Below are 18,665 nucleotides of genomic sequence, written 5' to 3'. Positions count from 1 at the left end.
TTCCTAGCTAAATAGTCTGCTAGCTGTAGAAGATCCAGCAGGAACGCCAGATTTCTCAAGATTGGCATAGAGAACATCGAGATGCTGACGAATGCTAATGACCGCAGCCTCACTCAAGTTGATACCATTGTCATCCACCAAGCGCCCATGAGCTGCTTGTGCAATCTCCACACCTTCAGAGAGCATTCGCTCAAATGCACGCTCTTCTTGCGGGACCAAGGGAACTTCAAGCAATAAGGTCACCTGAGTTACCGATTTATTTGGATCAAAATCAGTGCTACTAAAAAGTACTACGCCTTTGCTGAGATATTCATATTGGCGGCCATTACGAGATAACTTAAAGCCACGTTGACGCATGAGCGCATCAAAGTTACCCCATGGACATGGTTCATCAAACAGAACATTGATACTCAACTGAATATCGCTCTCAGCAGCCATGACATCTAATTCATTCGCACTTTCCAACATTGTGCTCACGCTAGGCATATCGATTTGGGAGCCCAAAGTTTCAGCAAGCGCTTGGGTGCGAGAGCAAAAATCAGATAGCTCTAGAACGCCGATAGCACCTTTGCGGCTTGCTAGCTGAATGGCTAGCTGTAAATCAGAATACTTAGAGTCAGGATGGAGTACTTCCCAGTCCTCAGCAACATCTAGATTGGCATTTAAGCCCTCACACATCCAGCGTGCAGTCGATTGCGCCTCAAGATCCGTCCAGGCATTAATTTCTTCTAGAATTTCTGAGCCGCTAATAGCCTCATCAAAGCGCAGTGTGATGACACAATCAATCCGTGGATCAATCGTAAACTTTTCTGGGGCAGAAATGGTTGTGATCACTTCGCCGAAACTAGGCTCAGTGCGCCCTGCATCGCCATCGGCAAAACCTTGACCAAAACTCGGCTCTTTTCCAAAGCGATCATCTACAGAATATTCACTGAGCTCTTTTGCCTTACGACGAGCACGAGCATACTTAATATTCAGAACCGCGACTGCTATCAGAATTAATAGCCCAATAACAGCCAATGCTAATTGCAAATCAGACAAACCCAACATCGTCATGATTTGTTCTATGTACACTTAGGCGGCCTCCACCATTGAAACAGCAGAAGAGATGTCTACCGCAACAATGCGGGATACGCCCTGCTCTTGCATCGTGACACCAATCAATTGATGTGCGATTTCCATAGTGATCTTGTTATGTGAGATAAACAAAAACTGTGTCTTATCTGACATTTTGGCTACTAGCTGTGCATAACGCAAGGTATTTGCATCATCTAATGGAGCGTCCACCTCATCGAGCAAGCAGAATGGGGCTGGATTTAAGAGGAAGAGCGAGAATACCAAGGCAATCGCAGTCAAGGCTTTTTCACCACCAGAGAGGAGGTAAATGGAACTGTTTTTCTTGCCAGGAGGCTGGGCCATTACCTGTACGCCAGAATCCAAAATCTCTTCACCAGTCATTACCAATTCAGCATGACCACCACCGAATAACTCAGGGAAGAGCTTACCGAAGTGGGTATTGACCTGGTCAAAGGTGCCCTGCAATAGATCACGTGTTTCAGCATCGATTTTGGCGATCGCATCTGTCAGAGTCTGCATTGCTTCATTCAAGTCGGCAGACTGCGCATCCAAGAACTGCTTGCGTTCACGAGAGCTTGATAACTCATCCAAAGCAGCCATATTGACTGGGCCTAAAGATTGAATTTCAGTATTCAAGCGATTAACTTCGCTCTGCAAGGCGCCAACTTTTAAGTCAGCACTGAAATTTGCTTCAAGTGCAGTAAGGTCAGCCTCTGCATCAGATAGCAATGTGGCAAATTGCTCAAAGTTCAAACGAGCAGCCTGCTCACGCAATTGCAAGTCCACCACTTTGTCACGCATTGGCTGTAGGCTGCGCTCAACCTGCATACGAGACTCATCGGCTTCACGCAGTTGATGCAATAAAGCATCCTGCTCAGTACGCGCATTTGCCAAAGCTGCTTCACGTGCACTGCGGGCTAGTAATAGACCTTGTAATTTATCTTGCGCCTCTTCGTCGCTCAAAGTTTCTAGTTCATGAGCAGCGGCATCATGCTTATCCTGAATTTCCATGATCTGAGTACGGGCGGTACTTTGGTCACGTTGCAAATCAGTAATGCGCTGTTGCAATGAACGCGTTGCAAAGGCCGCCTCTTGAGCAGCCATTTCAGCAGAACGGAGAGACTCACGCAAACGATCGCGCTCATCAGTGGATTGCTCTAATTTTTCTTGTGCTACCTGCAAAGCTTCTTGCAAGCCTTCTTTAGATTCTTCGGATTCAAGCAACTCAGCAGCAGACTGCTCTTGGGTCTGACTCAATTGCTCCATCTGTTGGCGCAACTCGCTTAACTCACTCTGAATCTGTGCTGCACGTTGACTGTATTGCTCTTCAGCTTGAGTTAATTGCATTCTTTCCACTTCAAAGCCGTGCGATTCCTGAACAGCATGTTCTGCATTCTCACGAGCATGTTCTGCTGCTTGGTGAGCTGCTTGATAGTTAGCAACACATTGATCCAACTCACCCTTGAGCTCACTTTGCATCAGTTGTTGTGCGCGCAATTGCTTCTCGAGACTTTCCATCTCTTGAGCACGCGCCAACATACCGGCTTGCTCAGAATCGGCTGCGTAAAGTTGTACGCCAACACGACTCACTAAATGACCTTGCTGGGTAACGAATGTGCCACCAGCCGGTAATTTTTCACGGCGATGCAAAGCATCCTCAAGACTGCTAGCAATATAGATATTATCTAACCACTCTTGCAATACAGATGTGAGTCTTGGAGCGCCCGCACTTTGCACGCGACTCAATAATAGTGTGAAGTCCGCAGGAGCAGAGGTATGCGCTGGCGTGATTTCTTCTGCAAGCAAAATTGCTAAACGGCTCGGGGGCGCATCATTAGCCAGGGCCAATGTTTCTTGCACACTCTTTGCAGTCACAGCAGCCAAACGCTCACGCAGTACGGATTCCAGCGCAGTTTCCCAGCCACTCTCTACTTTAAGTTCTTGCCAGAGGCGCTTGCTTTCTTTAAGACCCTTGCTTTCAAGCCAAGGTCCAATCTTCCCTTGAGCTTGCACGCTTGCCTGCAAGGCAGTCAATGCCGTCAACTTGGCTTCAGTTTGAGCAAGATCTTGATTGGCCATTTGAATCTGTTGTTGCGCAGTATTACGGGCTTCATCAGCAGCCGGAACGCGTTGTTGGGTTTCAACAGCGCGCTGCTTAGCCTCCTCCACTTTGCGGGCGGCCATGACCTGACGATCTATTGCTGTTTGTAAAGCTTCAGCATCAGGACGACGTAAGCCATCGAATTCACCAACAAGGCGAGTTTCGCGCCCCTTCAATTCATCTGATTGAGCTGACATTGAACGAAGACGTTCACCCAAACTGGCTAAACGTTGCTCAATAGATGCGACTGAATCACGTGCGCTATTGAGTTCGCGTGAGGCATTTTGATAAGCCTCTTCACGACTTGGCATTTGCTCTTGCAAACCATTTAAATCGGCTAAGAGTGTTTGTTCTTTTTCAGCAGCTAAAGACAACTCATGCTCAGTAGTACGCTGCGCTTGTGCTGCATCTGTTTCTTGCACGGTCCAGCGCTGTAACTGCGCTTGTAGATCCTGAGTTTGCTGCTGCAAACGTTGACGCGCCTCTTGCACATAAAGAATCTGTGCCTCAACCTGACTCACATCAGAATTGGTTTGATATAAATCACCTTGCGCTTGAGAAACTTTATCTTGTAATGCGTACTGTTGTGTACGCATAGTTTCTAGTTCAGCCTCGACATGGCGTAGCTTAGCTGTCTGTTCTTCCAGGCCAACTTGCGTATCGCGAATACCGTTAGCATGACGCTCTTGCTCTTTACCCGCCTCGGTCTGGCGCACAAACCAAAGCAATTGTTGCTGGGACTTCATCTGTGTAGAAAGCTCAGCATGACGCTCAGCAACAGTGGCTTGTTTTTCTAAGCGTGTTAACTGTTGATCGAGTTCACGCAAGATATCTTCAACGCGCGTTAAATTTTCTACCGTGTCTTCTAAACGTGAGGCGGTTTCTTTGCGACGCTCTTTATATTTTGAAACACCAGCGGCCTCTTCCAAAAACACACGCAACTCTTCTGGCTTTGCTTCCAAAATGCGGTTGATCGTACCTTGACCAATAATGGCGTAACCTCTTGGACCCATACCGGTGCCCAAGAAAATATCTTGAATATCTTTACGACGTACTACTTGGTTATTCACGTAGTAACTTGAATTTCCATCGCGAGTTAAAACGCGTTTAATACCCAATTCTGTAAAAGCACTCCACTGGCCTTGAGCGCGCCCTTCAGTGTTATCAAAAATGAGTTCAACACTAGCGCGCCCAGATGGCTTACGCAAACCAGAACCATTAAAAATAACGTCCTGCATCGATTCGCCACGCAACTCACTGGCGCGGGACTCTCCCAAAACCCAGCGGACGGCGTCAATAATGTTCGACTTTCCGCAACCGTTAGGACCCACGACACCAATGAGTTGGCCAGGCATTTCAAAATGGGTTGGGTCTACGAAAGACTTAAAGCCGGAAAGTTTGATGGATTTCAGTTGCACGGCGTACTTTGCAGGGAAAAAAGGGGTTCAAATAAAGGGGTAAAAATTAAAGCTAAAGTGGGAAGATGATAGCAAGCTCTTGCCTGCTTGGACGCGTTTTTGCCCCATCTATATAATGATAAATCTACCTCCCGGGACAAAATCCCTTAACAATCTGATAGTTAACTAAAAAGCATGAGCCAATCACCACAAAACATCATTGAACAAGCCTGGGAAAACCGCGCAAACCTCTCCCCAGATAGCGCCCCGGGGGATGTCCGTAATGCCGTAAATGCCGTTTTAGAAGGCCTCAATGCCGGCACTATCCGTGTGGCTGAGCGACGTGACGTCGGTAAATGGGAGGTAAATCAGTGGGTTAAGAAGGCTGTTTTGCTCTCATTCCGCCTAGAAGACAATCAACCTATGAGTGCTGGTGGCTTTACCCAGTTCTACGATAAGGTTCCCAGCAAGTTTGAAAACTACACTGCCGCCGACTTTGCTGCCGGTGGATTCCGCGTGGTTCCCCCTGCCATGGCCCGCCGCGGCTCATTTATTGGCAAAAACGCTGTTTTAATGCCTTCTTACGTCAATATTGGCGCTTATGTAGGCGAAGGCACGATGGTCGATACCTGGGCAACCGTAGGTTCTTGCGCCCAAATTGGCAAAAATGTTCACCTTTCTGGCGGCGTTGGTATTGGCGGTGTTTTGGAGCCAATCCAAGCTGGCCCAGTGATTATTGAAGATAACTGCTTTATTGGCGCTCGCTCTGAGGTGGTTGAAGGCGTTGTGATTGAAGAAAACGCTGTTTTATCCATGGGTGTCTATATTGGCCAAAGCACCAAGATTTATGACCGCGAAACTGGTGAAGTCCACTACGGCCGCGTTCCAGCTGGCTCAGTAGTTGTTCCAGGCTCACTTCCCTCCGCTTGCGGCAAATACAGCTTGTATGCCGCAATCATCGTCAAGAAGGTTGATGCTCAAACAAGAGCAAAGACAGCTATTAACGAATTACTCCGCGACTAAGTAAAATCCATGAGCGCCACACTTGAGCTCACCGAAGCTCTCATCGCCTGCCATTCCGTAACTCCGGCCGATGGTGGCTGCCAAGACTTGATTGCTAAACGCCTCCAAGCGATTGGCTTTCATACTGAAAGCGTGGTGAGTGGTCCTGAAAACTTCCAGGTAACCAACTTGTGGGCCATTAAAAAAGGTAAGTCTGGTGATCAAGGCAAGGTATTAGTATTTGCTGGGCATACCGACGTGGTGCCCACCGGCCCATTGGAGAAGTGGACAAATAATCCTTTTACCCCAACCATTCGCGACGGCATGCTCTATGGCCGTGGTGCAGCGGATATGAAAACATCCCTCGCAGGCTTTGTGGTCGCTACAGAAGAATTTGTCACTACACACCCAGATCATCAGGGCACTATTGCGTTCTTAATTACAAGCGATGAAGAGGGTCCTGCTAACGATGGCACAGTCATTATGTGCGATCGCTTGCAAAAACAAGGTCAGCGTTTGGATTACTGCGTTATTGGTGAGCCTACTTCAGTGGATAAGCTTGGCGACATGATTAAGAATGGTCGCCGTGGATCCCTTTCGGGCAAACTTAAAGTGAAGGGTATTCAGGCGCATATCGCCTACCCTCACCTCGGCAAAAATCCAATTCATCTGTCGGCACCAGCGATTTCTGCATTAGTAGAAACCGAGTGGGACAAAGGTAATGAATACTTCCAACCCACCAGCTTTCAGATTTCGAATGTGCATGCTGGTACTGGCGCTAATAACGTCATCCCAGGCGAACTCGTAGTCGACTTTAACTTCCGCTTCTCTACTGAGAGTAAGCCAGAGCAATTGCGTGAGCGTCTAGAAAAGATTCTGAAAGATGCGGGTCTTGAATTTGAGATTGACTGGGTATTGGGCGGTAGCCCGTTCATCACTGGTGATGGTGACCTGGCTGGAGCATTACGCAAGTCTATCAAAGCAGAAGTGAATATTGATACAGAACTCTCTACTACTGGTGGGACTAGTGACGGCCGCTTTATCGCCAAGATTTGCAAAGAGGTAGTGGAGTTTGGCCCCCTCAATGCGACTAGTCACAAGATCGATGAGTGCGTTATTGTTGATGATGTGGTGCCACTCAAAAATATCTATCGCAAGACACTCGAACAATTAATCGCTTGATCGATTAATTGCGCACCTGCCTTTTCTTCTAAAGAACCCCTCCATCATGGATCCTGAGTCTCAGCAACACGTCACAGTAAACCAGTGCGTTAATCAGATCGCACAAATGCTCGAAGCAGCAAACTTACATTATGGCCACGGGGCAATTGATGCCCAAAGTGAAGCCTTGTGGATTGTGAGCAAGCAGCTCAATCTCAGTCCAGCAGAAGCTTTAGATCATCTAGATGATTCAATCTCTGATGAGCAACAGCAAAAAGCATCCGCTATTGCCGATATCAGAATCTCGACACGCAAACCACTTGCCTACATCTTAGGTGAAGCATGGCTCATGGGTGTGCCTTTTTTCTGCAGCGAGCAAAGTATTGTGCCGCGTTCCTGGATTGCAGAGCTTATCGTAAATGGCTCACTAGAGACCTGGCTGCCAGCTGATGGCAAGGCGCTTGATCTTTGTACTGGCAACGGTTCGCTGGCAATCCTCTTAGCTCTGTCATGCCCGGATATTCATGTAAGTGCATGCGATATCAGCATGCCCGCACTCTCTGTGGCTGCCCGTAACTTAGATCGTCACGGTCTCAGCTCTCAAGTAGAGCTATTAGATGGCGATCTGTGGGATGCCCTACCAGAGCCTAATGAAGATAACCTCTTTGATCTCATTATTTGTAACCCACCATATGTAAACGCCGCTTCGATGAATGCGCTTCCTACTGAATATCACGCGGAACCAGAATTGGCTTTAGCTGGTGGAGAGGATGGGATGGACATCATCAGGCGAATTATTGCTTCAGCACCCGATTACCTATCTGAGCGCGGCGCTATTTTGCTCGAGATTGGTAATGAGTATGAGCATTTCAAAAAAGCTTTCCCACAAATTCCAGCAATCTGGATGGAAGTCTCCGCAGGAGAAGAGCAAGTCTTATTAATTCAAGCGGAAGACTTACGCTAGGGAATTAACTCAGCTCAGCAGCCGCAGCAATGGCTTGATCAATTCGCTCGACTGGAATTACTTTCAATCCCGGAATCTTGGTCTTGGGCATATTTGCTTTTGGAATAATGGCAACAGTGAAGCCTAATTTAGCAGCTTCTTTCAAGCGCTCTTGACCACGAGGACAAGGACGAATCTCACCAGCCAAACCTACTTCACCAAAGACAATCAACTCTTTTGGCAATGCGCGATTGCGAATCGAAGACTGAATCGCCAGAAGAACGGCTAAGTCAGCGGCCGGCTCAGAAATCTTGACGCCACCTACCGCATTTAAGAAAACATCTTGATCAAAACAAGCGACGCCAGCATGACGATGCAGTACCGCCAAGAGCATCGCTAAACGAGCTTGCTCCAAGCCAACCGCTAAACGACGGGGATTAGGCACATGCGCCGTATCTACTAAAGCCTGAATCTCAACCAGCAAAGGTCTACTGCCCTCTTGGGTCACCAATACACAAGCGCCCGGAACCATTTGCTCATGTTGTGACAGAAAAATTGCTGATGGATTAGTTACACCGCGCAGACCTTTTTCAGTCATTGCAAATACGCCCAGCTCATTGACTGCGCCAAAACGATTCTTAATTGAACGCACTAAGCGAAAAGAGGAATGGGTATCACCCTCAAAATACAAAACGGTATCGACAATGTGCTCTAAGACCCTAGGACCAGCAAGATGACCATCCTTGGTAACGTGCCCGACCATCAGCACACAGATACCACTTGATTTAGCGGCCCTAGTGAGCTGCGCCGCACACTCACGAACCTGCGCAACAGAGCCAGGAGCTGAACTTAACACCTCTGAATACAAAGTCTGAATCGAATCCACTACCAATACTTGCGGCTTCACGGTATCCATAATCGAAATCAGTTTTTCCAGCTGAATCTCCGCCAACACTTCAAGCTGAGGTGCATCTAAAGCAATACGCTTTGCACGCAGAGCAATCTGCGCAGCGGATTCTTCGCCGCTGCTATAGAGCACATTCATGCCCGCAGAACTCATCTCTGCTAATGCCTGGAGTAGCAAGGTAGATTTACCAATACCAGGATCGCCACCCAAAAGTACCACGCCACCAGGAACCAAGCCACCACCTAGAACGCGATCAAACTCTTCAACGCCTGTGCTAAATCTCGGCAGGTCTTCAGCACTAATAGCGGATAACTTTTGTCTTGGAAGAGATTGCGCCAAGCCCTGGAAGCGAGAATTAGATGTTGTTTCTGGCAGACCCTCTTCCAAAGTATTCCAAGCCTGGCAAGATGGGCACTGGCCCTGCCACTTAGCAGAGGTACCACCACAAGACTGACAGATATAAACCGATTTGACTTTAGCCAAGAGTTGCCTAATGAAATATAAAAATAATTAAATCGAAATTAATCGAGCTGAGTGCCCGCTTTATTTTCTTGTGCGCGCTTAGGGGCATCCTTACGTCGTTGCTCTAGATCAGCCGCTCTGGCTGCAGCATCTTTTTGCTTTTGCTCAAACTCACGTTGATTGGCTGCTCTTTCAGCCGCATTTTCAGGCGAGGCCCTCTCAGCAGCACGCTTAGCGTCTTCTTGAGTCTTTAAACTATCACGAAGCTTACGTTGCACTTCATGCAAAGCCACCTCTTGCTCACGAATCGGATCGATTTCCTTGCGATAGTCTGCGCGAGCACTTCTCAAGCAAGAGTTAACCCAGTAATTCTGGTAGCACTCAGAGGATGCTTTGCCCCAGCGATATTTAGCCCAGTCACGCTGCACCTCAAGCTCTTGCTCAATCTTATTCAACTGATCGAGGTCAGCCTCTTCTGCAGGAGTGGCCAATACAACACCGTTCAGTGCAGAAGCCAATAAAAATATTGAAATCAATATTTTTGATTGGAGCAAAAGACTCTTTCTCAAATCTCGACCTTCGCACCCATCTCAACCAAACGGTTTGCAGGAATTTTGAAGAAGTCTGACTGGCGACCGGCATTCTGATACATCCAGCAAAATAATCTTTCACGCCACATAGCCATACCCGGTATCTCAGTAGAAACTATCGTGTCACGCGATAAGAAGAATGAGGTATTCATCAAATCAAAATTCAATCCAGAACTCTTCTCGATTAATTCAATGATTTGACCCATGTCTGGAGTTTCATTGAAACCATAAACCGCACGAACAACATAAATGCCATTACCAAGATCGCGCAAGGTAATACGCTCACTGTCTTTTACGTACGGCACATCCCAAATACTGACCTTTAAGAAAAATACTCTCTCATGGAGTACATGGTTATGTTTTAGGTTATGCAGGAAAGAAACTGGTACGTAATCCACGTGCGCCGTCAAGAAAACAGCAGTGCCCTCTACACGATGCGGAGGATGTTTCATCAAAGCCTCAATAAAACTCTTCAGTTCAATACCATTATTCATTGCGTTGTGACGCAAAATCTTGCGACCTTGATACCAAGTCATCAGCAATAAGAAGCATGCGGCACCGAGTAGCAGCGGGAACCAGCCGCCTTCCATAATTTTTAAGAGATTAGCAGTTAAGAAAGCTAAATCCACGACCAAAAAAGCACTAATAACTAAAGTTACCAATAGAGTATTCCAACGCCACACAACACGCATCACAATAGCGGCCAAGAAGGTGGTTACGATCATCGTAGTTGTAACAGCGATACCGTATGCAGCCGCCAAATTTTCAGATTTCTTAAATGCTAAAACCACGGCGATCACTAGAATCAACAAAGCCCAGTTCACCAAGGGCATATAGATCTGACCAATTTCTCTATCAGAGGTGTGACGCACTTTCATACGTGGGACAAAGCCCAAAAGGATTGCTTGGCTGGTCATTGAGAACGCACCAGAAATCACCGCTTGCGAAGCAATCACAGTTGCAGCAGTGGCCAATATCACCAAAGGAAATACCAGGAATTCGGGAACCATCAAAAAGAATGGGTTGGTAATCGTCTCTGGGTTGTTCAAAAACATGGCGCCCTGACCAAAGTAATTCAGGAGCAAGCAAGGCATAACAATGAAGAACCAACCCATACGAATAGGCTTGAGTCCAAAGTGACCCATGTCGGCATATAAAGCTTCAGCACCAGTCAATACCAGGAAGACCGCTCCCAAAACAATAAAGCCTTGCAATGAATGTTCGATCAAGAATCGAATAGCAAAAAGAGGATTAATGGCAGCAAAAATAGCTGGGTTTTGAATAACCTGATGCACCCCCATCAATCCGATAGCAATAAACCAGACCATCATGATCGGGCCAAAAAGTTTGCCAACTAAATCGGTTCCGGTCTTCTGAATAAAAAACAGGACGACTAGAATAAAAATAGTGATCGGTATGACATAACGCGTTAAATCACTGGATATCACCTCAAGACCTTCAACAGCAGAAAGCACAGAAATTGCTGGGGTAATGATGGCATCACCATAAAACATACAGGCCCCAAAGACGCCAGCCATGATGATTACCAAGGAACGCTTTGAGCCAGTCTTTACAGTTCTCAATGCCAAAGCCATAAGCGCCAAAATACCGCCCTCGCCATGATTGTTTGCACGCATCACGAATAAAACATACTTCAGCGAGACCACAATCGCAAAAGCCCAAAATACCATCGAGATCACGCCATACACAGCATCTGCAGAAAACGGAATGCCATGCTCGGGACTAAAACATTCTTTTAACGCATATAAGGGGCTTGTACCAATGTCGCCGAAGACAACGCCGATAGCCGCGAACATAAGGGAGATCGAGGCACCTTTTTTGTGAGGATGATCCTCTCGAGAAATCTCTACAGGCCGCAATAAGGATGATTCTGAAAACTCAGGATTGCTAACTGACATTATTAAACCTTGGCGTGATGTTGCGTGGCAATATGTTACTCCTTGCCGGCAGCGATTAAAACGAGAATTTCTTCGATAAAACGCCTTATTTATGCGTTATTTACAGGAATATCTCGACAGGGACCCCCAAAAAATGGTAGAATTTCAGCTTCAGACGCGGGGTGGAGCAGTCTGGCAGCTCGTCGGGCTCATAACCCGAAGGTCGTAGGTTCAAATCCTGCCCCCGCAACCATCAATACTTTAAGTTTTTCAGCCTCTTCTGAGGCTCCAAGACTTAAGCTTTTAGCCCAATCTATACGCAATTCGGCCTCCAGGCCATGCTTTTCTGGGCTTAACTGAATATCCCCTAATAAATCCCTCAAAATGGTCCTAGAGTGTTCTAGATTTGACCCTAGGACTGTTTCTAGGCCATCAACTGTCTGGCAATAGCGCTCCAGAGCCTTGGGCAACAGATCCATTAATCGTCCGACAGCCCTCTCATCCATTAAAGAGGCGGTCTCTAATCGCTTTTGGGCCTGAGCTTTTCTGCCTTCGGCTGCTAACAACCCCTCTCTTGTGGATTCAGTCAGAACCCCAGCTTTAATAGCCGCCATGATGTTATCGATCTCTCGTTGAGACTTTTTGACCTCAGTCTGAGCTTGTTCCACATCCACATGAAACTCTTTAGCTTTGCTCATCAATTCATTTTTAACTTCAACCGCAAATTGCTGACTAGCCTCAGGAGTTAAAAGCTCCTGCTTAATCACTTCCAATAATCGCTTCTCCACTTTGCGCCTTGGCAACCGATAGTGATTTGAGCAAGCTGCATGACCGCCATTGATATTTTTTGCGCAAGCATAAGAAGTTGCGCTGTGCATTACAAAATTTGCGCCACACTGAAAACATTTCAGCAAGCCTGAAAATAAATATTTAGAGCCTCTACCTGTTGAGCATCCTGAGGCACTTGCACTTGCAGCGCGAAGCCCCAATCTCACTCTTTCACCTTGTTCACTTCTTAGAAAGGCCTGACGAGCTTTGACCTTATCCCATAATTCCGGAGAAATAATTCGTAAATCATCCATTTCCTTAATTACCCACTCTGACTCTGGGCGCTGTACATAAGTGCGCTTACCTGTGTCAGGATTTTTGCGCCACTCACGTCGATTCCAAACACAACGACCGCAATACAACCAGTTATTCAATATTCCCGTTCCCTCATCTTGATCCCCATAAATAGCTGACTGCAACCACTTGCCACCGCGCGGAGAAGGAATGTCCATTTCATTGAGCTCACGCGCAATTGCTCTAGGCGACCAACCCGTAGAAAAGCGTTCATATATATGAACAATAATCTTTGCTTGATCTGGATTAATTTCACGGCGGACTGCCACAACCATCGGTCTTCCATAAGCGTCAGATTTGGACGCATCTTGAATCGGGCGATGCTCATAACCATAGCAACGACCTCCTGTGCTATAGCCACGACCCGCCTGACCCGCCATGCCGCGATGCGTCTTTTCACGTAAGTCATCAAGATATAGCTCATTCATCAAGCCACGCATGGAGGTTTGGATTTTTTCTCCCTTGCCTGAACTGTCGTAGCCATCACTAACGCCAATAATCCTTAAACCCTGATACTTGAAACGTCTAATAACCTGCTTAGTTTCAATATCATCACGACTCAGACGCGACAAGTCATCAACCAATAAAACGTCAAACTCCTTGCTCTGCGCTGCCTTGAGCATTTCCTTAAATCCTGGACGATCTTTAGATGCACCACTAATAGCGCGATCTTCAAAATGATGAACCATCGTCCATTTATTTTTTTGGGCAAAGTTCATGCAATTACGTCTTTGATCCTCAATAGATGAGTCTCTTTGTTTATCGGTAGAAAAACGGGCATAGGTGGCGATGCGGGTCATGATGGAGGCGCTTATATTTAATGATTGAATGTATGGTGCTTTATGGGCTTCGTACATAAATAGGTGGGGAAATTCACAAGATTTATCGCTATGCGGCATAAACCGCTGACCACATTGACCGTAATGACCCCATGTTTTAGATTGTGATTGGAGGCATAGACCACACCCACCACCACAGTCTTCACCAATTTAAAAATGGAGAAAATGTGGTCAGCGCGGTCAGCAATCAACATTTTGACTTACATTAATGAGTGTTTCGATGAGTTGCTTGACGAGATCTTGATTCTCCAATCATATGCCATTCAATTTCAGAATCCATATATTTTGAAAATAAATCTCGACACTTTTCCAATGCAGGAAAGCACCAAACATATTGGCGAATTAGATTACTCATTGGACGCTCACGCCGTAAATCAAAAATTTTGATAAGCCGTTTACCAAATTTATTTTTGTCTGCATGCCAGCGTTCGCCAGTTCTATTGGCCGAATCTATGTAATTCTGATAAAGCCTATCAACCGGGACTTGTAAAGTCCAGGCAGAATCATTATTTGACCCATCCATGAGCGCATCGTAAATAAAACGATCTACAGAGTCCATTGACTCCAATTTTTGATCTAACAAAGCTTTTGTTTTAGGAGGGGATCGTAACTCAATTTTTGATATGTCCAATTTCAATAAATGTTCAGCCCATGCTTGCAAACCCCCACTATCAATGTGAGCTATCAGATTATTAAAATAGGCTTGATCGCCTTTGTATTTACTAATCACATCTAGCACAAAAAAACGACGTGCACCTGGACCCGCAGGGACTACCCACTCATTATTGGAGGCCATTAGGATTCGAGAATAATTAGTCAATCGAATAGGCTCCTTACCCTTATATTCGATAACCAACTCAGATTCAGTAATCATTCCTTTAAGGGTGCCCTCTGATTGTTTATCTCCAGCCCAAAAAGCCTCATCCAAAAAAACTAGAAGCTTACTCTTCAAAATGCTATTAAAACGTCCGATCACTTGATGACCCTGAGTAACCTGAACAGAATGTGGACTTGTCAATCTCAGCAAGGATTGAGCAAAAATCCCCTTACCAATACCCTCTTCTCCGCGAAGAACAATTGCAATGCCTGGGCGATTTGCAGGACTTCTGATTATGTCCGCACACCATGCCTCAAGATATTTAAAAGCAACCTCATCACTCCCGCATATAACTTCACGAATATGCCGGCGTAATAAACTGCAATCCCCCTCTTTAGGGGTGAAGCGCAACCCCTGCCATAAGTTATATTCCCCATCCTTGCATCCAAGAGGTTCAAATACAACGCGACTATATTCACGGCGCTGGGGATGCTTTAGCCAAACAATTGAAGCGTTAACTACCTGTCCGCCAATATCAATTGCGTAGCGATTTCGCATTCGCAAATTAAAATCAGCTAAACGCAAATACATTGTCTCTATGAAATTTTCAGAAGTCTTAATTTCCTCCTGTATCAATGTTTGACCATTTACATTAACTATGCTGAAATTCTCATTCAAGTCACGAACCAATTGATCAGCCTTAGGTAGCAAAGGAATCGGTTCTGCAACCAAACTCTCAAAGGCAGCCTTAGCAGCCTTTAAATCCCCCCTACCCAAACCCCTATCAACCAGGAAATCATCGAGACCCACTTTTTTATCACTTTCACTACTGAGGCGCACGCGGCGAACAACCGCTCCACGTTGGGTGAGCATATTGGCAAGTCGTCGCTCGGCATTTTGTACTGCAGGCTTATTAATAATATCGCTGTCATAAACAATTGAAACATCCCGATCTTTCAGATCAAAATCGCCCCATTGAGCAATGGGCTTTCCTTTTTGAGACCAGCACTCAACACCGCCCAAACCTACACAAATCAGGCCCGTCTTACATGCAGAAGCTGCTTTTTTTTCACCTTCAGTGATTATTAGGGGTATACAAGGGCTTTTCTTTATCTTTTCCCAATCCAAGCCGCCGATGCGAGGCAAATAAAGCTCAGGTGAACTCCCCTTGGGTTGCGAATATCGCATTTCCTTGTTACCAATTTTTTTGGGATGGGTGTAGCGAGTGCGACAAAATCCCGATCCATTTCTATATGGAAGCAATAAATCTCCATTTACCTCCAAAAAGCCCAACTCCACAGCGTCTTCAGGTGATAAACCGCTTTTGAGCAAATCCTCCCTAATCGCCTTCGAAAATAAATTCTTACTCATGATCAAAATCCTTATTTAATTTGATCAAACCCAGGTTATGGATAAATTTTTCCCCAGGATGATCGATTGATTTCAGCTCCCCGTGCAGCTCTGCAGTCATCTCTTCAATAACTGTTTGTGCAATAAGGCGCACCAATTCTTGAAAAGCCAGATTCATAACCGGCCCCAAAAGAAACATGGGTGGCAATAACGGAAAACTCTTAAACAACACGCCACAAACGAAGTAGAGATGACGAATCCACCAAAAGACACTAGTTGATTTATCAACCGCCCTTGAGGTTGGAAACTGGATAGAGAGATTATGAAATTGCTGCCCATTAAGCAGCTTTGTAAACCCCTTAGAGCGATTTCTCCAGGGGTTAATTCTGGGGAAATTACATCCCCGAATTGAAAATATTATTACTTATTTAAAGCAATGCGCTTTGCCATGTTGCAGGCTTGTTCAAATTTCTCATCAAGTAATTTACTTGTTACTGACTCATCTAGTTTTTTATCAAAAATCTTTTGCGCAACGCTCTTTTTCTCGCCGTGATCCCATGATTTTGTCGCACGCATCCCAACTTCATTAAAAGCATCCATAACCCTTAATAGCTTGATGATTTCGGCCCTATTCTCAATGGGGGCCTTAATTAAAGAGGATTGCATTTCACTTAATTTTTTCTCGGCAATTGCGGTTTGACCGCTAACTTTAATATTCGGATCAAATAGAAAAAGTTCATACTTCCTATTGAGCAAAGAAATCACATACTCCCCTATTTTTCTTTCAATTTCCTCTTCTGAAAAATTTTTACTCAATTCGACTAAATACCCACGATCCAACGTTTGACCATCAACTGAAAGGGGCATACCTAAAGCAATACCATCCAAAAAAATAAAGTCTCTAGGAAGCTCATCCCCACGAACTCTCGGGCTATACATTTCTCTCAGCCCAAAATCTAAGTCACTTGAATAATCGCCGGTATCCCAGCTATTGCGATAAAAAAGTGTACGACGCAAGAACTCCCAGCGGATTCTATCTGCCGATAACTTTATAACGTACCCGTATTCATCTAGATTGCGCCAATTAGGGACATTCCAATCTTTTATTTTTATGTTTTCATCCATATCCATGACGCACTCCGTGTTTGTATCCCTTGCGCTCATTTTGCAATGCGAAATTTAAGCGGTCAATAAAACTAAAAATCCATGTATTTAAAGGTTAAGCCACATTAAATTATCAATACGATATCTACCCTGTAAATAAAATGCCGCCAACCCAAACCAATCAACCCAAGCCCCAATTGCTTGTAGATGCGATTAGAAATTTCATGATGCAAGCTAGGCACATGAACAACAATATTGAAATTACAAACTGGCTAAAAACAGGGTTAACAGATTTTGATGAGGCTTTTGGCGGAATTCGATTGGGCGCAATAACCGCCTTAGCTGGACGAGCCTCCTCAGGCAAGTCTTCGCTTGCGCTAAATGTCGCTCTCAATGTGGCCATATCTCAAAACTCTTCATCTCTTTATATAAGCCTGGATACACCAAACCAACAATTGGCGGAAAGAGCATTATTCCAATTGTGCGATATTGGGGAAAATTCACCATCGAAGCATCGAATAAACCTAGATCAGAACGCACTAATAAATCGAGCCATCCAAGAAATTAGTGGCATACCTCTTTCTTTAATTTACCTACCTTACTCCAACATAGCAGACATTTACCGGACTATAAAAGAGTTCTCAGAGGGAAAGTCAACGTCACTAGTCATTGTGGATAACCTCGATCACATGGATATCAAAACGGAGGTACATATAGATACTGCATATGCTTACGAAATCAAACTACTAAAGAAATTAGCCCAAGAACTCAATATTGCCATATTACTAATAGCAACAACTAACAAACGTGGGGAAGAGCGAGAAAACAAGCGCCCTATATTTTCAGATTTACCTAGTATAGAAATAGCTAAAAAATGCGATACGCTTTTATATCTGTATAGGGATGAGGTATACAACCCACAAGGAGAGGATTGCAATCAATCAGAGTTAATTGTTGCCAAAGATATTCTTGGTCGAACTGGGGCCGCCTACTTGTCGGGGTATCCCTCCATCAATCCTGATTCAACAAAAGGCACTCGTGAATTGAAAACGAGCGCATTAAAAGTTAAAAATCTATCTTAATTTAGACTTTTCTATTCTTATTTTTACAACTTCCATTAAGTCAAAAATAGACAATTGAAGCGCCTTTGCTATGACTTCTATCGCATTAATGGTTGGATTTGCGCTTCCATTTTCAATGCGACTTAAATAGGTTTGATAAAAGCCGCACCTTTCTCCAAACTCAATTTGGCTCATACCAGCCTCTTTTCGTAGATCACGGATTGCAGATCCTAGGTGGTGAGAAAGGGTATGGCGCATACCCCTCAATATCAATGATATATTCTAATTCACATAAACACTAATTCATATATTTTTTATCACAGTCATAGGAAATTATTTCTAACTAGGGATTCCAATGAAAAGATTGCTTCCAATTACCCTCTATTTAAGTATTGCAAATGCATCGTCAATGCCTTTCGATAAAACCGGGCTAATAGACTTAAAAAATGAAGGTACGAGAAGAGGTTCGTGCATAAGTATTAGCACTGGCGCCGACCTAGCTTCAAATATGTTGGTTTTAGTAACCACACAGATGTCCGTCAAAACGAACCAAGCAAAGTGGCAGAAAGAAAAGGATATCCAAAAATATACGCAACTTGGCAAGTTAAGCGAATATTTTAGCGACGCCCTAGTTAGAAACGAAGCTGCTGACATTCCCCCAAACCAAATGGAGGATTACACAAAAGCGAGACTAAATCCCAAACCTATGGAATTAGCTAGCAAAAACCCTCAATTAGTTCTCGACGCGTTTGATCAATGCCTAAAAGGTTACAACATAAATAAAGAACGCTTTGTTAGGTACTAATGCAAATACTCTTTTTGTAATTAAAAATC

At 45.0% G+C, this 18,665-nt stretch carries 15 protein-coding genes and 1 tRNA gene; 6 read left to right on the top strand and 10 right to left on the bottom strand.

Features of this window, described 5'->3' with window-relative positions; all coding sequences use genetic code 11:
• Positions 1–3 precede the first annotated feature (3 nt).
• Entirely contained in the window at positions 4–1,074 is a 1,071-nt protein-coding gene (locus ICE90_RS04200; protein WP_251368522.1) for a cell division protein ZipA C-terminal FtsZ-binding domain-containing protein, read from the bottom strand.
• Entirely contained in the window at positions 1,075–4,596 is a 3,522-nt protein-coding gene (gene smc / locus ICE90_RS04195; RefSeq protein WP_216191086.1) for a chromosome segregation protein SMC, read from the bottom strand.
• A 174-nt stretch (positions 4,597–4,770) separates the two neighbouring features.
• On the opposite strand from smc, the gene dapD reads away from it, so the two are divergent.
• Genes dapD through prmB form a run of 3 tightly spaced genes read left to right on the top strand, consistent with a single transcriptional unit; the run spans position 4,771 to position 7,702 of the window.
• Positions 4,771–5,598 (top strand): 2,3,4,5-tetrahydropyridine-2,6-dicarboxylate N-succinyltransferase, encoded by an 828-nt coding sequence (dapD, locus tag ICE90_RS04190; RefSeq protein ID WP_072583047.1) that lies wholly within the window; start codon positions 4,771–4,773, stop codon positions 5,596–5,598.
• A 9-nt stretch (positions 5,599–5,607) separates the two neighbouring features.
• Positions 5,608–6,759: a succinyl-diaminopimelate desuccinylase gene (dapE, locus tag ICE90_RS04185; RefSeq protein ID WP_216191084.1), complete on the top strand. Its 1,152-nt coding sequence runs from the start codon at positions 5,608–5,610 to the stop codon at positions 6,757–6,759.
• Positions 6,760–6,805: 46 nt separating this feature from the next.
• Positions 6,806–7,702, top strand: coding sequence for a 50S ribosomal protein L3 N(5)-glutamine methyltransferase (gene prmB, locus ICE90_RS04180; protein WP_215321682.1), 897 nt, complete (start codon positions 6,806–6,808; stop codon positions 7,700–7,702).
• 4 nt (positions 7,703–7,706) lie between these two features.
• On the opposite strand, the gene radA is transcribed toward prmB, so the two are convergent.
• From radA to ICE90_RS04165, 3 genes are read right to left on the bottom strand one after another with little or no spacing between them, the layout of a single operon-like run.
• Positions 7,707–9,071, bottom strand: coding sequence for a DNA repair protein RadA (gene radA / locus ICE90_RS04175; RefSeq protein ID WP_215321681.1), 1,365 nt, complete (start codon positions 9,069–9,071; stop codon positions 7,707–7,709).
• Between the two features lie 38 nt (positions 9,072–9,109).
• A complete protein-coding gene (locus ICE90_RS04170) occupies positions 9,110–9,604 on the bottom strand; it encodes a hypothetical protein (protein WP_255533286.1) in 495 nt (164 codons plus the stop codon).
• A gap of 11 nt (positions 9,605–9,615) precedes the next feature.
• Complete coding sequence (locus ICE90_RS04165) at positions 9,616–11,559, bottom strand: potassium transporter Kup (RefSeq protein WP_215321679.1); 1,944 nt, start codon at positions 11,557–11,559, stop codon at positions 9,616–9,618.
• 155 nt (positions 11,560–11,714) lie between these two features.
• On the opposite strand from ICE90_RS04165, the gene ICE90_RS04160 reads away from it, so the two are divergent.
• A tRNA-Met gene (locus ICE90_RS04160) sits at positions 11,715–11,791 on the top strand.
• On the opposite strand, the gene ICE90_RS10880 is transcribed toward ICE90_RS04160, so the two are convergent.
• The 4 genes from ICE90_RS10880 to ICE90_RS04135 form a co-directional block, all read right to left on the bottom strand.
• A complete protein-coding gene (locus ICE90_RS10880) occupies positions 11,748–13,460 on the bottom strand; it encodes a recombinase family protein (RefSeq protein WP_370624647.1) in 1,713 nt (570 codons plus the stop codon). The two genes, ICE90_RS04160 and ICE90_RS10880, sit on opposite strands and share 44 nt — an antisense overlap.
• Before the next feature lie 244 nt (positions 13,461–13,704).
• Positions 13,705–15,687, bottom strand: coding sequence for a DUF5906 domain-containing protein (locus ICE90_RS04145; RefSeq protein ID WP_216191081.1), 1,983 nt, complete (start codon positions 15,685–15,687; stop codon positions 13,705–13,707).
• Complete coding sequence (locus ICE90_RS04140) at positions 15,680–15,844, bottom strand: hypothetical protein (RefSeq protein ID WP_216191079.1); 165 nt, start codon at positions 15,842–15,844, stop codon at positions 15,680–15,682. Before ICE90_RS04140 ends, ICE90_RS04145 begins: the two co-directional genes overlap by 8 nt.
• Before the next feature lie 242 nt (positions 15,845–16,086).
• Positions 16,087–16,797: a hypothetical protein gene (locus tag ICE90_RS04135; RefSeq protein ID WP_216191078.1), complete on the bottom strand. Its 711-nt coding sequence runs from the start codon at positions 16,795–16,797 to the stop codon at positions 16,087–16,089.
• Positions 16,798–16,931: 134 nt separating this feature from the next.
• Here ICE90_RS04135 and ICE90_RS04130 point away from each other — a divergent pair, with 134 nt between their 5' ends.
• Positions 16,932–17,852, top strand: coding sequence for a DnaB-like helicase C-terminal domain-containing protein (locus ICE90_RS04130; RefSeq protein WP_216191077.1), 921 nt, complete (start codon positions 16,932–16,934; stop codon positions 17,850–17,852).
• Here the strand turns inward: ICE90_RS04130 and ICE90_RS04125 are convergent.
• Positions 17,844–18,089 carry a helix-turn-helix domain-containing protein gene (locus ICE90_RS04125; protein ID WP_216191076.1) on the bottom strand — a complete coding sequence of 82 codons (246 nt, stop codon included), beginning with the start codon at positions 18,087–18,089 and terminating at the stop codon, positions 17,844–17,846. The two genes, ICE90_RS04130 and ICE90_RS04125, sit on opposite strands and share 9 nt — an antisense overlap.
• A gap of 97 nt (positions 18,090–18,186) precedes the next feature.
• On the opposite strand from ICE90_RS04125, the gene ICE90_RS04120 reads away from it, so the two are divergent.
• A complete protein-coding gene (locus ICE90_RS04120; protein WP_216191074.1) occupies positions 18,187–18,636 on the top strand; it encodes a hypothetical protein in 450 nt (149 codons plus the stop codon).
• Positions 18,637–18,665 lie beyond the last annotated feature (29 nt).

The sequence above is a fragment of the Polynucleobacter sp. AP-RePozz3-80-G7 genome, assembly GCF_018882145.1.
Taxonomy (GTDB): domain Bacteria; phylum Pseudomonadota; class Gammaproteobacteria; order Burkholderiales; family Burkholderiaceae; genus Polynucleobacter.
Note: the sequence above shows the minus strand (reverse complement) of the source record. Positions and strands in the feature narration are given on the sequence as shown.

What these genes read in the sequence shown, in the direction of transcription:
- ICE90_RS04140 (WP_216191079.1), bottom strand. Translation starts at nt 15,844, where the DNA reads ATGAATCTGGCTTTTCAAGAATTGGTGCGCCTTATTGCACAAACAGTT.
- ICE90_RS04165 (WP_215321679.1), bottom strand. Translation starts at nt 11,559, where the DNA reads ATGTCAGTTAGCAATCCTGAGTTTTCAGAATCATCCTTATTGCGGCCT.
- ICE90_RS04120 (WP_216191074.1), top strand. Translation starts at nt 18,187, where the DNA reads ATGAAAAGATTGCTTCCAATTACCCTCTATTTAAGTATTGCAAATGCA.
- ICE90_RS10880 (WP_370624647.1), bottom strand. Translation starts at nt 13,460, where the DNA reads ATGACCCGCATCGCCACCTATGCCCGTTTTTCTACCGATAAACAAAGA.
- ICE90_RS04130 (WP_216191077.1), top strand. Translation starts at nt 16,932, where the DNA reads ATGCCGCCAACCCAAACCAATCAACCCAAGCCCCAATTGCTTGTAGAT.
- prmB (WP_215321682.1), top strand. Translation starts at nt 6,806, where the DNA reads ATGGATCCTGAGTCTCAGCAACACGTCACAGTAAACCAGTGCGTTAAT.
- ICE90_RS04145 (WP_216191081.1), bottom strand. Translation starts at nt 15,687, where the DNA reads ATGAGTAAGAATTTATTTTCGAAGGCGATTAGGGAGGATTTGCTCAAA.
- dapD (WP_072583047.1), top strand. Translation starts at nt 4,771, where the DNA reads ATGAGCCAATCACCACAAAACATCATTGAACAAGCCTGGGAAAACCGC.
- ICE90_RS04125 (WP_216191076.1), bottom strand. Translation starts at nt 18,089, where the DNA reads ATGCGCCATACCCTTTCTCACCACCTAGGATCTGCAATCCGTGATCTA.
- dapE (WP_216191084.1), top strand. Translation starts at nt 5,608, where the DNA reads ATGAGCGCCACACTTGAGCTCACCGAAGCTCTCATCGCCTGCCATTCC.
- ICE90_RS04135 (WP_216191078.1), bottom strand. Translation starts at nt 16,797, where the DNA reads ATGGATATGGATGAAAACATAAAAATAAAAGATTGGAATGTCCCTAAT.